Annotated in this window: 11 protein-coding genes and 1 riboswitch; of the genes, 6 read left to right on the forward strand and 5 right to left on the reverse strand. The window is 49.5% G+C overall.

Annotation, left to right across the window (positions count from 1 at the left end; translation table 11 throughout):
* Positions 1-94: 94 nt before the first annotated feature.
* Complete coding sequence (locus tag A3842_RS32605) at positions 95-238, reverse strand: hypothetical protein (protein ID WP_167330798.1); 144 nt, start codon at positions 236-238, stop codon at positions 95-97.
* Between the two features lie 296 nt (positions 239-534).
* Here A3842_RS32605 and A3842_RS17970 point away from each other — a divergent pair, with 296 nt between their 5' ends.
* The gene (locus A3842_RS17970; RefSeq protein ID WP_074102271.1) at positions 535-3669 is read left to right on the forward strand and encodes an EAL domain-containing protein; all 3135 of its coding nucleotides are present in this window, start codon (positions 535-537) and stop codon (positions 3667-3669) included.
* A gap of 82 nt (positions 3670-3751) precedes the next feature.
* Here the strand turns inward: A3842_RS17970 and A3842_RS17975 are convergent, their stop codons facing one another.
* The gene (locus A3842_RS17975; RefSeq protein WP_074102272.1) at positions 3752-4846 is read right to left on the reverse strand and encodes a GGDEF domain-containing protein; all 1095 of its coding nucleotides are present in this window, start codon (positions 4844-4846) and stop codon (positions 3752-3754) included.
* A gap of 286 nt (positions 4847-5132) precedes the next feature.
* Positions 5133-5232, forward strand: a riboswitch (purine riboswitch).
* A gap of 124 nt (positions 5233-5356) precedes the next feature.
* On the opposite strand from A3842_RS17975, the gene A3842_RS17980 reads away from it, so the two are divergent.
* Complete coding sequence (locus A3842_RS17980) at positions 5357-6781, forward strand: NAD(P)/FAD-dependent oxidoreductase (RefSeq protein WP_074086645.1); 1425 nt, start codon at positions 5357-5359, stop codon at positions 6779-6781.
* A 459-nt stretch (positions 6782-7240) separates the two neighbouring features.
* Here the strand turns inward: A3842_RS17980 and A3842_RS17985 are convergent, their stop codons facing one another.
* A complete protein-coding gene (locus A3842_RS17985; protein ID WP_256701750.1) occupies positions 7241-7831 on the reverse strand; it encodes a nucleotidyltransferase family protein in 591 nt (196 codons plus the stop codon).
* 258 nt (positions 7832-8089) lie between these two features.
* On the opposite strand from A3842_RS17985, the gene A3842_RS17990 reads away from it, so the two are divergent.
* The 3 genes from A3842_RS17990 (at position 8090) to A3842_RS18000 (ending at position 11812) form a co-directional block, all read left to right on the forward strand.
* The gene (locus tag A3842_RS17990) at positions 8090-9694 is read left to right on the forward strand and encodes a LytS/YhcK type 5TM receptor domain-containing protein (RefSeq protein ID WP_178382374.1); all 1605 of its coding nucleotides are present in this window, start codon (positions 8090-8092) and stop codon (positions 9692-9694) included.
* The gene (locus A3842_RS17995) at positions 9691-10419 is read left to right on the forward strand and encodes a LytR/AlgR family response regulator transcription factor (RefSeq protein ID WP_074086647.1); all 729 of its coding nucleotides are present in this window, start codon (positions 9691-9693) and stop codon (positions 10417-10419) included. The genes A3842_RS17990 and A3842_RS17995 overlap by 4 nt, the downstream gene beginning before the upstream one ends.
* A 124-nt stretch (positions 10420-10543) precedes the next feature.
* A complete protein-coding gene (locus tag A3842_RS18000) occupies positions 10544-11812 on the forward strand; it encodes an L-lactate MFS transporter (RefSeq protein ID WP_074102274.1) in 1269 nt (422 codons plus the stop codon).
* Between the two features lie 610 nt (positions 11813-12422).
* Here the strand turns inward: A3842_RS18000 and A3842_RS18010 are convergent.
* Positions 12423-12863, reverse strand: a complete 441-nt coding sequence (locus tag A3842_RS18010; RefSeq protein ID WP_074102276.1) for a MerR family transcriptional regulator — start codon at positions 12861-12863, stop codon at positions 12423-12425.
* A 20-nt stretch (positions 12864-12883) separates the two neighbouring features.
* Positions 12884-13612, reverse strand: a complete 729-nt coding sequence (locus tag A3842_RS18015) for an SDR family oxidoreductase (protein ID WP_074102277.1) — start codon at positions 13610-13612, stop codon at positions 12884-12886.
* A gap of 445 nt (positions 13613-14057) precedes the next feature.
* On the opposite strand from A3842_RS18015, the gene A3842_RS18020 reads away from it, so the two are divergent.
* A partial coding sequence (locus tag A3842_RS18020; RefSeq protein WP_074102122.1) for a transposase occupies positions 14058-14284 on the forward strand: 227 nt, incomplete at its 3' end.

A 14284-nucleotide genomic window follows, 5' to 3' on the forward strand; every position in this document is an offset into this window, starting at 1 on the left:
TTAAACACCCTACGGCTGTTCACTTGGGATTCAACACCCGAAGAACCCAAAAAGCCGCATTCCCTCAAGGGGATGCGGCGTAACTGCAGGACTGCTATCTGGTTTGCAGGCAGAGTATATATTGCAATCTGGATTTGATTTCCTTTTGCCATTTCAAATCTCCAACTTTTACAGCAAGATTGAGCAGATCCAGATAATCGTCAACCTTCAGTGCCGTCCGGGTAGTGGCTGCGTTCATGGGTGTTCAGTCTCCTTTATTTCAAATATAGTGAAGGGAATGATTGAATTTTCTCAATAATGATAATCATTATCAACCGTTAATGCTATTATCCACATTTTTTATCTAAAAAGCAATATAAAAAAGTGAAGGACTTCAATTTTTTTGTTACAGGTGTACTTAGGAGGAATTGCATAATTTATCGCAGTTGCAGGGGCCTCTTGCAGGAAACATACCGTTTTTTGTCGAATAGAGCTTGATATAAATGATAGCGTGAAGCATAAAAATTCTTATATTTTGGAAAAAGGAGAATTGCGATGAAGCGGTGTAAACTCTTGCTTCTAATTAGCATTGTGCTCATGCTTGCGCCCCCTGCATCCGCTCACGCCGAAAGACAGGAAATCCGATACCAGGCAGAACTCGACTATCCGCCATACAAGTATATACAGAACGGATACCTGACCGGCTTCGATATTAACCTGACGAGTATGATTTTTGAGAATCGGGAATATCTGATTCACTACAGTACCGGCGAATGGGAGGATACATACAAACGGCTGACGCGGGGAGAAATTGATACAACAGGTCTTACCGCAATAACTGAGGAACGGAAGAAGCAGATCCTGTTCTCCAAGCCTGTACTCAAAAGCTATATATCCGTGTATTCCCGTCAGACTCTCCAAGAAGACATTAAGTTAAGCACCCTGAAGAATTACATAATCGGCGTCGGCAAGGACCAATATTCCGAGAGCGTTCTCCGAAATAAAACAGATGCCTCACAATACATAGAATATGCAACAGTACCAGAAGCGCTGGAAGCCCTGCGGAAAGGCGAGATTGACCTGCTCTTTGAAAATCAGGGAGTGGTAGACTATTTAATCGTTGAGCAGGGCTTAACCGGCAATATCGTCCGGAAAATGAGTGATTTATACCCCTTAGATGTCGCTTTTGGCGTTAGTAAGTCTAAGCCTCAGCTCGTCTCTTATATTAATGGGCGGCTGGACCGGCTGGAGCGGTCGGGGGCTTATGAGGAGCTGTACCAGCAATATTTTTTCACCCATTCCGAAAACTTCAGATCGATGATGCGCGGCCGGATAATATCCGGAATTATCATTGGTATATTACTCTTGGCCGCCGTGATTGCTGCGCTCAGAGTATATATCAGGCATCTCCGGCGGACCATCCATTCGGAGCAGGAGTTCTTCGGGGATGTCATTGAGCACAGCGGCATGATTGTATGGGCGGTGCAAGGGGATAAGCGGGTTGTAAAGTTCAATCACTATGCGGCAGCAATGACCGGACTTAGCGAGAAGGATGTGCTGGATGTGAGCCTTGAGAAGCTGTCAGGGCTCGATGGCGGGACGGAAATGCTAAGAGAGCTTCTCATCCGGGCGGTGCATCAAGATTACGTAAGTAATGTGGAGCTGAAGCTTCCGGCACATTCACACGAAGCACGCTACTTCTCGTTCCGGACAACGCTGATCCGTGGAATGGACCCGCGGGCCAAGGATATATTTGTGCTCGTCGGGATGGATATAGATGAATGCAAGCAGAATGAACTCAAGCTGCAGCTCAGCTATGAGGAGCTGGAGGCCACATACGAAGAACTGTCGGCGACCGAGGAGGAACTGAAAGATCAGTTGAGCAAGCTTGCCGTAAGTGAACGCCGGTTCCGGCTTTCTTCCGAGGGCTCCGGTGCCTACATGTGGGAGCTGGACTACGAGAACGGGAGATATAAACTGTCGGAACGCTGGTATGAGGTCATGGGCTACACGGAAGAAGAGATCAACCTGTTCGAGGGCGGTGTTCTCAGCATCATCCATCCCGACGACCAGGAGCCCGCGCGCAAAGCCCGGCAGGAGCACTTGGCCGGATTGACTCCAATCTATGAACTGGAGTACCGGATGCGTACTAAGGACAACAGCTACGTCTGGTTTGAAGTGCGCGGCAAGGCTATTGTAGACCACAAAGACCAAATGATGTTGTTCCTGGGCTCCTTAATTGATATCAGCAAGCGCAAGCAGGCTGAGTTCCAGCTAAGTAACAGCTACCAGGAGCTTGAAGCTACCTATGAGCAGCTGACAGCCACGCAGGATGAGCTTGTAGGCCAGTATGATATGCTGCTGGAGAATCAAAAGAATATGCACCGTTTGGCGTATATGGATTCACTCAGTAACCTGCCCAACCGTATTCTTTTACTGGAGACTATGGAGAGTTATTTCCACCGTCCCGGAGGCAAGGCGGCGCTTCTGTTCGTGGATACGGATAATTTCAAATATATTAATGATACGCTGGGCCATAAATCCGGTGATATCCTGATCCGTCAGGCCAGTGAACGGCTGCAGTCCGTTGTGCGCGAAGGGGACATGCTGTCCCGACTTGGCGGTGATGAGTTTGTGGTGTTTGTCAAAGATACAGAGAACCCCATAGAGGTCCTTGAACTGGCAGAGCGTATTCTGCGTTCCTTCCGCAGGTCATTTCTGATCGGAGAGAGCAATTTGTATGTTTCTGTGAGTATTGGGATTTCCTTCTACCCGGAAGATGGTGAAACTACGGAAGAGATACTGATGAATGCAGATGTCGCCATGTATAGAGCCAAAGAGGAAGGGAAAAACACCTTTGTGGTCTACGACAAGTCCATGCATATGCCATTCAATGAACGGATGAACATTGAGAAGCATCTGCGCAGTGCGATGATTAACAATGAATTTCAGCTGCATTACCAGCCGCAGGTGGAGATCCGGACAGGACTTATCTCGGGTTTTGAAGCGCTGATCCGCTGGAACAGTCCGGTTCTGGGCTTTGTATCTCCGCTGTCCTTTATCAAAATTGCCGAAGATTCCAGGCTGATCATCTATATCGGGGAATGGGTGCTTAGAGAGGCCTGCAATTTCATGAAAAGCATCAATGACCGAACGGGCTTACCCTACAAAATTTCAGTAAACATATCCATTATTCAGCTGCTGCAGGATGATTTCGTGGAGATTGTGCTCGACAGTCTGAAGGAAAGCGGCCTTGCGCCTAATTGTCTGGAGCTTGAAATTACGGAATCCATCTTCATGGAATCCTTTGAAAACACAGTGAGCAAGCTGGAATTCCTGAAATCCCGCGGAATTCGTATCGCTCTGGATGATTTTGGAACGGGGTATTCATCCCTGAGCTATTTGCAGCAGTTACCGATCTCCACACTCAAAATGGACAAAATCTTCATCGACTCGCTGGTGGAAAAGGCCTACAGCCAATCCTTTGTCCAGACCATCATCATTCTCGGGCATAAAATGGGCCTGGAGGTTGTAGCAGAAGGAGTAGAGGATGCTGACCAGCTGGCGTTTCTCAAGGAATCAGATTGTGACAAGGTACAGGGATATCTCATTAGCCGTCCGGTGCCGCAGCACGGAGTGATTGAGCTGCTGGAGCCTCAGAGACGTCATGGCCCCGAATATCTGCATTGAATAAATTCAGTTGCCGCAGGGCACGGAAAAAGGCTTCAGAGCTTCTTGCTCTGAGGCCTTTTTTGAATGTATGACCGTTTAATCAGGCAATAACGATTTTATTCTTGCCGGATTTTTTGGCCTCGTACAGTGCATCATCTGCCTGCTGAAAGGTGGAGCTTTTGGAGTCCGTACCGGTGTAGTCATGCATGCCTATGCTGACGGTTATTGAAGCTCCATCCATTTCGGTAATAGGCAGCTCGGCAATGGCAGTTAGAATACGCGTCATGATCCTGCGTGAATCCTCGAGCTTTTTAGCCGTCAGAATCACAACAAACTCTTCTCCCCCATACCGGGCGGCGAAATCATCCGCACCAATATGCTTCAGCACCATCGCGGCAACCTGTCTCAGTACAATATCACCGACCCAGTGTCCATACTGATCATTTACTTTTTTGAAATTATCGATATCCAGAATAGCCAGCTGCATCGGAAACGGATTACTCTGCTGGTGATCAATCAGCCAGCCAAGATATTCATGAAAGGTTTTGTGGTTATACAGATCGGTCAAAGGATCAATCTTGGACAGCCGGTCCATAATGATATTTTGTATGCGCAGGTCCTGCTCCGATTTCAGCGAGTTCTCGAGAGAATTCATCAGTTCACGCCCCCGGGCAATGATGCCAAAACCCGCAAGAGCAGCCCCTGTTAAAATTAGGGCAATCATAACATTTTGGACGCGCACCATATAGTTAGAAGCATGTGTACTCAGGAACAGCAGGATCATATATATCAGACAAAGAATGGAACTGGCTTTCAAATAGATATTTCTCAAATAGAGCATGGAGACCAGCAAAGGGATGAGCATAATCAGAGGCTTCACATGGAATTCGTCACTGATATTCGAAATCATCAATATTGCGATCAAATGGCTGGCAATAATGATGGAGAGTTCTGACAACAGGGGACGCCATTTATGTATGGCTTCCAGCATAAGCAAGGAACCCAGAATGATAAGGTCAGGAATCAGTATATTATTGATCAAGAAGCTTTTACCTGAAAAGTCGGGGCGTTCCCCGCTTATGGATAAAGAGATTATGATTTGAGTGGCCAGATAGACAAGCAGTACTACCCAGAATGCATTTAGGATCAGACGGTTCCAGTACGTTTGGCGAGGAGTTGGCGGTGGAATATGCATAGGATGTTCCTCTTTTCCAGTGGCAATGTATCTATAGATTCGACAAAAATCACTGTTTTCCTCCAAAAAACGAATGAGACATTCGTACTATATATTGGAATTCTCCATTTCCTATCCTGGGATTTATTCATCAATACTAATATGCTGGAATTATGAATGTTCGTGTTTAGGTGTCTATTCAGTGTGTTTCCTAGAGTTTATATGCCATATGTGCATGGAACACGAATTATTGGCACCAAAACTCCTTGACACATCCGCATATGTTCTGTAATATTCCTATTGGCTGATAAAACAATGATTAGCTGTTCGTATATCCTCAAAGATAAGGTTTGGGGGTTTCTACAGGGAACCGTAAATTCCTGGCTACGAATAGGATGCTTTTAGCATACCTATGAAGTGGTCAGGATTTTTTGTGCTGCGTTATAGAAGAACTATGATTACCGCAGAAACGGATACCGTCCTTGTTAGATACATGAGGCCCGTTTCAGCCTGGGAGGAACAGAGAAACCGATGAGTAAATATGATGTGATTGTCGTAGGTGCCGGTCCGGCCGGAATCTTCGCCTGCTATGAATTGACGCGCAAAGCCCCTGAGTTGAAAGTGCTGCTGGTGGACAAGGGTCATGATATCTACCGGCGCAATTGCCCGATTCTGGAGGAGAAAATCAAACTCTGCCCTCCAGCCTCGGGACGCAAGGAATTCGCCGGCTGTCTGCCTGCCTGCTCCATCACCGCCGGATTTGGGGGAGCGGGTGCCTACAGCGATGGCAAGTTCAATATCACCACTGAATTTGGCGGCTGGATGACCGATTATCTGGCACCATCCAAAGTGCTGGAGCTGATCCAGTATGTGGATGACATCAATCTGGAGCATGGAGCTACACCGGTCATTACGGATCCGACAACCGAAAGCATCCGGGGCATCGAGCAGCGGGGATACGCCGCCGGGCTTAAGCTGCTGCGGGCGCAGGTGCGCCATCTCGGAACAGAGCAGAACCTGGAAATCCTGAAATCCATCTATGAATATTTGCGGACACGCATAGATATGCTGTTCAAAACTGAGGTTCAAGATATCGTTACAGCTAAAGAAGAGGGCAAACACCGGATTACAGGCATTGTGCTGAAGAATGGCGAGAGCTATGAGGCAGGCAAGGTTATGATCGCTCCGGGGCGTGACGGCTCGGCGTGGCTGACGGATGTGCTGAAGAGACGCCGGCTCAAGATGTACAACAATCAGGTGGATGTTGGCGTTAGAGTGGAAACGTCGGACGTCGTGATGCGGGAGATTAATGAGCATCTCTATGAAGGGAAGTTCATCTTCAACACCTCCGTAGGCACACGTGTCCGTACGTTCTGCAGCAACCCATCCGGACATGTTGTCGTGGAGAATCACAGCGGAGTTATGGCGGCCAATGGGCATTCCTACAAAGACCCTGCGCTGGGTTCCATGAATACCAACTTTGCGCTGCTGGTTTCGCATACCTTTACGGAGCCTTTTGACAAGCCGAATGAATATGCGCGGGAAATCTGCAAGCGGGCCAATGATCTGTCCAGCGGCGGTGTCATTGTCCAGAAATATGGGGATATTCTGCGCGGACGGCGCTCCACTGAAACACGGATTAAGGAAGGGTTTCTGGAGCCCACGCTGAAGGAAGCGGTACCTGGGGATCTCGGGCTGGTGCTGCCGTATACAACGATGAAGAGTCTGATTGAAATGGTAGAGGCACTGGAAAAAGTCACTCCGGGCATTGCCTCCGAGCATACGCTGTTCTATGGCGTGGAAGCGAAATTCTATTCCGCCCGGCCGAAGCTGACAGAGAAGCTGGAAACGGAAATTTCCGGCCTCTACTGTGGCGGTGACGGAGCGGGCATCACCCGCGGGCTGGCCCAGGCTGGTGCTGCAGGGGTCTGGATTGCGCGGGGGATGCTGGAGTAAGAGACCTTCGGGTTCTGCAATGCAAAAGGAACTGTAGAATCTGAGGACAAAAGGGGTGCGTGTGGGGAGCTGCTGGAAGTGAAGTGGAACGAGTCCACTTCAATAGACGAAAAAGCTTTTCATGGAGGCAATAGTGGGACAAAGTAGACTTGATTTAAGCGGATTCACACAAAAGGATGGAAAAGGGTCGGATTAGATCTACTTTTTCCAGCTAGCGCTAGGGGAGAACCGGGATAAGATCGATTTAAGTTCACTTTTTCCAATTAACCTGCCGCCGAATCTAATGAGGCTATCCAGTCAGCTCTAACCAGGAAAATCTATAACGGCTACGCTGTTCAATAAAGGACAGTGTAGCCATCACGAAGCAATCGTGCATTACTCTCTCCAGAGCGGTCAAAGACCGGCGGGGAGAGATTATTGGTGTAGTGGGCATAGAACTGGCAGTGTAGAATCAGGCGATTAATCCTGTATGGAAAGGACTTGAAGCTGGTTCCAGATCCGCTGCCAGTTCTTCTTCGCCATCCGGGATTCATAGATCGAATGCAGCTTGGGGTTGGCGCTAAAATGCGGGGAGGGGCGGACGATCATCCGGATCACATCCGAGACCCCGTGCGGAGCAGCCAACCTAAGCTCCCCGTATTCGTCCATCGCCAGACCTAGCGCAGTCGCTGTCTCGGGGAACTTGGACATGCCATCTATGGACGAGGAGTACGGGGCAATGCCGTTAACCTCATGCATTCTCGCCTGGTTTTTGACTGACCAGGGGATAAAAGGGTACTCACTCCGCAGCTTTTCCTCCCAGATCTTCTCGACCTCCTCCCGCAGGTCTTCCGGGTCGTAATAGATCACATCCACATCCGCCAAGGGTGTTCTCTCAACAAAGCCATGCTGCATATCCCAGACTTTGGAGCGCACAAATCCGGCACATACCCAGGAGTCTGGTAATTGCAGCTCCCTTGCAGCCGCCAAAATATCCATCATCCAGCGATCTTCTTTCACCGCCTGCAGCAAATCCTCTTCATTATGTATCCGCAGCATCAGCACCTCCATGAATTACACGCATTATTCTCATTATAAACCTTATTTTGAAGAGCTCACTAGATACTCCCCATGATTCGGTGAACCTCTGTAATCACAGCGATTCATTGGGCCACATCATCTAATTCTTAAGTTCAGTTTATGTAGTGGATTGCTTATGCAGCAAGGTGCATTCTATAATGGACCGATAGATTGACCTTTGGAGGCGTGGCTGTGGGACATAATCTGACGATACTGCTGCAATTGTTTGAGAGGGCGGCGCTGCTGCTGATGTGTCTGTTCGTGCTGACACGGGTGCCGCGGTTTAAGGAAATCTTCGTTAAAGGGGCGTATGCTCCCCAGGAACTCGCGATGGTGACGGTGGTCTTCAGTCTGTTTGCAATCCTCGGTACCTATACAGGCATAAATGTAGAAGGCTCCCTGGTGAATGTGCGGATTATTGCCATCGTGGCCGGAGGGATTCTGTTTGGTCCATGGGTAGGCTTGATTACAGGCATTATCTCCGGGGTTCACCGTTTTCTCATTGATATCGGGGGAATCACTTCAGTACCCTGCCTGATTACGAGCATTACAGCGGGGATAGTCTCAGGAATCATTTATCGCCGGACCTCCGCAGAGCGCCGCTGGATCGCGGGAATTCTGGCCGGAATGGCCTGTGAAGCGCTGACGATGGTGCTGATTCTGGTTATGGCGAATCCGGCGTCCCTGGGTGCGGACATCGTCTCCAAGATTGCTTTTCCAATGATTGTCGGCCAGATCAGTGTGGGTCTTATCGTCATGCTCGTGCAGAGCGTGGAAGGGGAGAAAGAGCGGATTGCCGCGAAGCAGTCCAAGCTGGCTCTCGACATTGCCAATAAGACGCTGCCGTATTTCCGGAACATCAACCCCCAGTCGCTGCGGACCATTTGCGGGATTATCAAGGATGATATTGGAGCCGATGCAGTCGCCATTACCGATACCCGCTACATCCGCGCCTATGTTGGCGTTGGAGAGGAATATTATGCGGAAGCAAACGAGATTATCAGCGAAGAAACAAAAATGACCCTCCGAAGCGGCGAGATTACCATCCGCGACGATGATACGGAATATATGAACCGGGCGATCCGCTCACTGATCATTATCCCGCTCAAGGAGAAGGGCGAGGTCACGGGCGCGCTCAAGATTTATTACACCAAAGCCCATAAAATCACCTACTCCCTGCAGGCTATGGCGGTGGGGCTGTCGCAGATTATCTCTACGCTGATGGAGGTGTCCCGGGTGGAGGGCATCAAGGAGATGGCCAACAAGGCGGAGCTGAAGGCGCTGCAGACGAGCATTAATCCCCATTTTCTGTTCAATGCGCTGAACGCGATCATTTCTTCCATCCGCATCGACCCGGATAAGGCGCGGGAGCTGATCGTCAATCTGTCAGGCTATATGCGCTACAATCTGGAGCTGACTGACGAATTCATTGATATCCGGCGCGAGCTGCAGCAGGTCCAGCAATATGTGGAGATCGAAAAAGCGCGCTTCGGCAGCCGGCTTGCCGTGGAGTATGACATTGACGAGGTAGAGGTGCGGATTCCCAGTCTGATCATTCAGCCGCTGGTGGAGAATGCGATTGTCCATGGCATCCTGAAGGTAAAGGGTCAAGGGACGGTGACGATTTCCGTGAAGGACCTGGGAGGGATGGTGCGGATAGGTATTACCGATACGGGTGTAGGGATCAATCAGGAAACGATTGAGAAGGTCTACAGCGGAGATATGCCGGATAACAAAATCGGGCTGTACAACGTGCATCAGCGGGTAAAGCTGATATACGGCAATGGCTTGACGATCCACCGGCTGGATAAAGGGACGGAGATCTATTTCGACGTCACAAAGGAGCAGCGATGAGAGCGATAATTGTAGAGGATGAAGTACTGGCAAGGCAGGAGCTTGCTTTTCTGATCGGGGCACACAGCAACATAAGAATTGCCGCCGAGTTTGAGGACGGGCTGGACGCGCTGAAGTATCTGCAGACGGAGGAAGTGGATGTGCTTTTTCTGGATATCAACATTCCTTCCATTGACGGTGTGCTGCTGGCCCAGAATATCAGCCGGTTCTCGGTCAAGCCCTATATTGTGTTCATTACTGCGTATAAGGAGCATGCTGCCGAGGCTTTTGAGATTGAAGCTTTTGACTATATTCTGAAGCCCTACAGTGAAACGAGAATTAAGGCGATGCTGAGTAAGCTGGAGGGGGCATTTGCGGCACGCGGACACCAGGCGGGAGAAGAACATGTGAAGGTCAGCGACAAGGTCAACCTGTGGAAAAATGAGAAGATCATCGTCGTCGATGCCGATGAAATCTATTATGCTTCGGCGCAGGAAAAAACAACGAGTGTTATAACCAAGGGGGAGGAGTACAGTATGGCCTTAAGCATCAGCGAGTTTCACAGCCGATTGCCGCAGGACCGCTTCTTCCGCTGCCACCGCTCATATGTCGTGAATCTGTCCAAAATCAAGGAAATCATCCCCTGGTTCAATAATACCTACCTGCTCCGGCTGCGCGATCTGGACTATGAAGTGCCGGTCAGCCGCAGCAAGGTGAAGGAATTCAGGCAGATCATGCGCATCTAGCGGCAGTTCATTCCCCGATTAAGTCATCTCATTCCGGATTTCTCTCAAGAAAGTGCATTTTCGCTACAATGAAGAGGCAAAGAAGACCTCGAAGCGACCAATTGAGAGAAAGAAGGAATACCCCATGACAACGACTACAGCGGGCAGCAAGCGGTGGCTCATCGTGTTAGGTACAGTGATTATGCAGATGGGACTGGGCACGATCTATACCTGGAGCCTGTTCAATGCACAGCTCGTAAGTAAATTCGGCTGGGAGCTCAGCTCTGTTTCAATAACTTTTTCCATTACCAGCTTTGCCCTGGCCTTCGCGACGCTGTTCGCGGGGAAACTGCAGGACCGGTTCGGCCTCCGTAGACTGACCGCAGCCGCAGGGATTATGCTGGGTCTAGGTCTGATCCTAAGTTCACAAGCCAGCTCCCTTCCGATGTTTTACTTGCTGGCCGGTGTAGTTGTCGGGTATGCAGACGGAACGGCGTACATTACGTCGCTGTCCAATCTGATTAAATGGTTCCCGAAGAATAAAGGCTTAATCTCAGGTGTATCGGTAGGTGCCTATGGAACAGGAAGCCTGGTGTTCAAATATATCAACGGCAGTCTAATTGAGTCGGCAGGGGTGTCTAGTGCTTTCTTATATTGGGGCCTTATGGTTATGGTTATGATCGTTGTGGGTTCACTGCTGGTTCGGGAAGCACCTGTGGCTGCTCCGGCACAAGCTGCAAGGGGCAAAGCGGCTCTTTCAGCTGCTGCCCCTGCAGTTCCGGTTCTGGTGAAAGACTATACTGTCAAAGAAATGCTCCGTACGAAGGAAGCATACCTGCTGTTCGTCATTTTCTTCACCGCCTGCATGAGCGGCCTCTATCTGATTGGTATCGTTAAGGATATCGGGGTGCAGCTGGCCGGTCTGGATATTGCAGCAGCGGCAAATGCCGTGGCGATGATCGCCATCTTCAATACGGCCGGCCGGCTGATTCTGGGAGCCTTGTCTGACCGTATGAGCCGTTTGAAGCTGGTCAGTGCCACCCTTCTGGTCACCGCCGCAGCGATGCTTACCCTAAGCTATGCAACCTTAAACTACGGATTGTTCTTCGCTTGTGTGGCAGCAATCGCGTTCTGCTTCGGGGGTAACATTACAGTGTTCCCGGCCATTGTCAGCGACTTCTTCGGCCTTAAGAACCACAGCAAGAACTATGGAATCGTCTACCAGGGCTTCGGGATCGGCGCCTTATCCGGTTCGTTCATCGCCGCGTTCCTCGGCGGGTTCAAGCCTACCTTCATTGTGATCGGACTTCTGTGTATCCTGTCCTGCATCCTTGCGGTTTCCCTGAAGCCTCCGGTGCAGAAGCAGGCAAGAGAAAAGGGAATGAGCCTGAAGCCTTCACGGCATACGGCTTGAGCCATATATAGATACATGTCGGCTTAAGAAAATTAGAGACAAAGAGAATCTACCTGAAAAAGAGATATCCAGGCCCTCCGTGCAGACGGCAGGCGGATATCTCTTTTTTTAATTTGCGTTCCAGCCCTGGTAGAGGTCAGAGAGTTGCTGAATAATCCGATATATCGGGTATTTGTTGTAACACATTAACGGAACAATCGTGGTCCGCCCTTAATATAAGGGGCTACGTCGGTATGTATGGCTGGCTGGCTGTATCTCCTTAGGGACTGAAGCGAAGTGGAATAAGTATAACTAAATGGGCTGGAACTCTGTGACAGAAGGTTTTTGTGGGATTTTGTACACCTAATTCATGCTTAATCATCCCATACGGCGTTTTCAGCAGAATTAGTGATACTTTTTCCCACATAGGACACTTCATAAGCCAAATGAGTTGGATTAGTGATCCTTTCTCCACTAAGGATTCACGGATCTCATGATCAAGTTCCCAAGTCCTATCTATATAACTGTATAATACGAGCAAGATAAAACCCTCCAAACGAAGCCGTTATCCATCCTTAGATGGAGAAACAGTTTATTTGGGGGGCTGATATTCAACTCAGAAAGAATGGGCTTATGGACCGCTGCTATCCGGAGGCTCACAGTCGTAAGACTCAGTATTCGGATTCTCTGCCAGCTCGCGGAAGTGGCGGAGCTTATAACGGATAACCTCTTGCGTCTCTTGGAGTTTTGCGATCTCACGGGCGATTTTGTCATTGTGCGCTTCCAGCAGGGTGTACCGTTCGGATAGCGTGCCATCGCCCTGATGGGTCAGCTCCAGATAATGCCGCATTTCTTCCAGTGTCATTCCGGTAGCCTTGAGGCGCATCAGGAAACGGATGCCAAGAATCTGGTCCTTGCTGTAGTGTCTATGGCCGTTAGGTTTGCGGTCGGCATACGGCAGCAGACCAATCCGCTCATAATAGCGTATCGTATCCTCGGTCAAGCCGGTCAGCTCGGCAGCCTGGCTGATGGAAGTGACGGTCTCCGGAATTTCTTGCGCAGTAATGTCCATTGGAACCTCCTTGAGTAACATTACCAAGGAACTTCTCCATTCTCATCGAAAAATCCTCCTGTCGGGCCGTCTGCATCCAGTGTAGCCAGACGTACAGCGATCTTAGCCCCTTGCTCTACAGTGCGTTGACCAGTGAAGCCATTGAGATCGGTGGCGGTGAAGCCGGGATCTCCTGAATTAATCTTGAGCGGAGTATCCTTGAATTCCTTGGCAAAAGTAATCGTAGCCATGTTAACCGCCGCTTTGGAGCTATTGTAGGCAAGCAGGTTAAATTGGGCATGTTCGTGATGGGGGTCGCTATTGAAGGTCAAGGAGCCCAGGCCGCTCGACATGTTGACGATCCGTCCAGCCGGAGATTGCAGGAGCAGCGGGAGCATAGCTCTGGTTACTGCAATCGTACCGAAAAAGTTAGTTTCGAACGTTGCTCTGAGGTCATTCGCCGGCAATTGGCTTGGAGCAGCTGCACCCCCAAGAGAAATGCCCGCATTGTTGATTAGCACATCAAGACCACTGTACTCCTTGGCAATTGTTTGCGCCGCAGCTGCAATGCTATCCTGATCTTGCAAGTCAAGCTGGATAAAGTGTGCATGGATGCCCTCCTGTGTCAAAGCGGCTGCCGCTTCGCTGCCACGCTGCTCGTCGCGCGAGCCAATCAGGACTCTATGTCCGAGGGCTCCGAGCTGTCTGGCTGTTTCAAAGCCGATCCCTTTATTTGCGCCTGTGATCAGAACGGTTGTAGGTTGTGTCATTTCTTAGTTCCCCTTTTCATCTTCCAAGATACGGTGGCCACCTGCCATGAATGTACTACTTGGAGTATGCTCAAAGTCAAGGAACAAATTTTAAGGGGGGCGTTGCAGGATAAGAAAAGGAGGAGAGGAGGGCGGATAAGAGAAGGGCAGATAAGGGGAGTGGAGGTGGGCTCTGGGAGTTGCTGAGGTGAGGAAGAGTCTTGCCTAACCACGAGGTATCTTATCGGTTGAATGCATAGCTCACTCTGTTATAGTGGAAAAAGTATCACTAATCTGGCCTGATTCCTTCTGAGAATAAATTTAGTGGAAAAAAGTAGAACTAATCTATGCCCTAGAGTGGAAATGCAAGTAAATTGCCTGGATTAGGTGGATGAATGCAAGTAGAATAAAAAGTGGACACCCGTTAAGAGAGCATGAATAATGAACTTAACGAGGAGGTGTTCACATGGGTGAACAACGGCAACGGTACAATGAAAAGTTTAAAAGAGAAGCCGTCAAGTATATTCAGGAACAGACGAAGACGGTGGTGGAGATTGGGGAGGAGCTGGGCATCTCCCCTGGTGTGCTGCATAACTGGCTGGCGAAGTATCGGGAGTTCGGCAATGAACCTGTAAACAGTGCGGAAAAGGTTCGCGAACTGGAGCAGCGGCTGGCGGAACAAGAAAAAGAATT

This window comes from Paenibacillus sp. P3E (assembly GCF_001909045.1).
Lineage (GTDB): Bacteria > Bacillota > Bacilli > Paenibacillales > Paenibacillaceae > Paenibacillus_AQ > Paenibacillus_AQ helianthi.

What these genes read in the sequence shown, in the direction of transcription:
- A3842_RS32605 (WP_167330798.1), bottom strand. Translation starts at nt 238, where the DNA reads ATGAACGCAGCCACTACCCGGACGGCACTGAAGGTTGACGATTATCTG.
- A3842_RS17970 (WP_074102271.1), top strand. Translation starts at nt 535, where the DNA reads ATGAAGCGGTGTAAACTCTTGCTTCTAATTAGCATTGTGCTCATGCTT.
- A3842_RS17975 (WP_074102272.1), bottom strand. Translation starts at nt 4,846, where the DNA reads ATGCATATTCCACCGCCAACTCCTCGCCAAACGTACTGGAACCGTCTG.
- A3842_RS17980 (WP_074086645.1), top strand. Translation starts at nt 5,357, where the DNA reads ATGAGTAAATATGATGTGATTGTCGTAGGTGCCGGTCCGGCCGGAATC.
- A3842_RS17985 (WP_256701750.1), bottom strand. Translation starts at nt 7,831, where the DNA reads ATGGAGGTGCTGATGCTGCGGATACATAATGAAGAGGATTTGCTGCAG.
- A3842_RS17990 (WP_178382374.1), top strand. Translation starts at nt 8,090, where the DNA reads ATGTGTCTGTTCGTGCTGACACGGGTGCCGCGGTTTAAGGAAATCTTC.
- A3842_RS17995 (WP_074086647.1), top strand. Translation starts at nt 9,691, where the DNA reads ATGAGAGCGATAATTGTAGAGGATGAAGTACTGGCAAGGCAGGAGCTT.
- A3842_RS18000 (WP_074102274.1), top strand. Translation starts at nt 10,544, where the DNA reads ATGACAACGACTACAGCGGGCAGCAAGCGGTGGCTCATCGTGTTAGGT.
- A3842_RS18010 (WP_074102276.1), bottom strand. Translation starts at nt 12,863, where the DNA reads ATGGACATTACTGCGCAAGAAATTCCGGAGACCGTCACTTCCATCAGC.
- A3842_RS18015 (WP_074102277.1), bottom strand. Translation starts at nt 13,612, where the DNA reads ATGACACAACCTACAACCGTTCTGATCACAGGCGCAAATAAAGGGATC.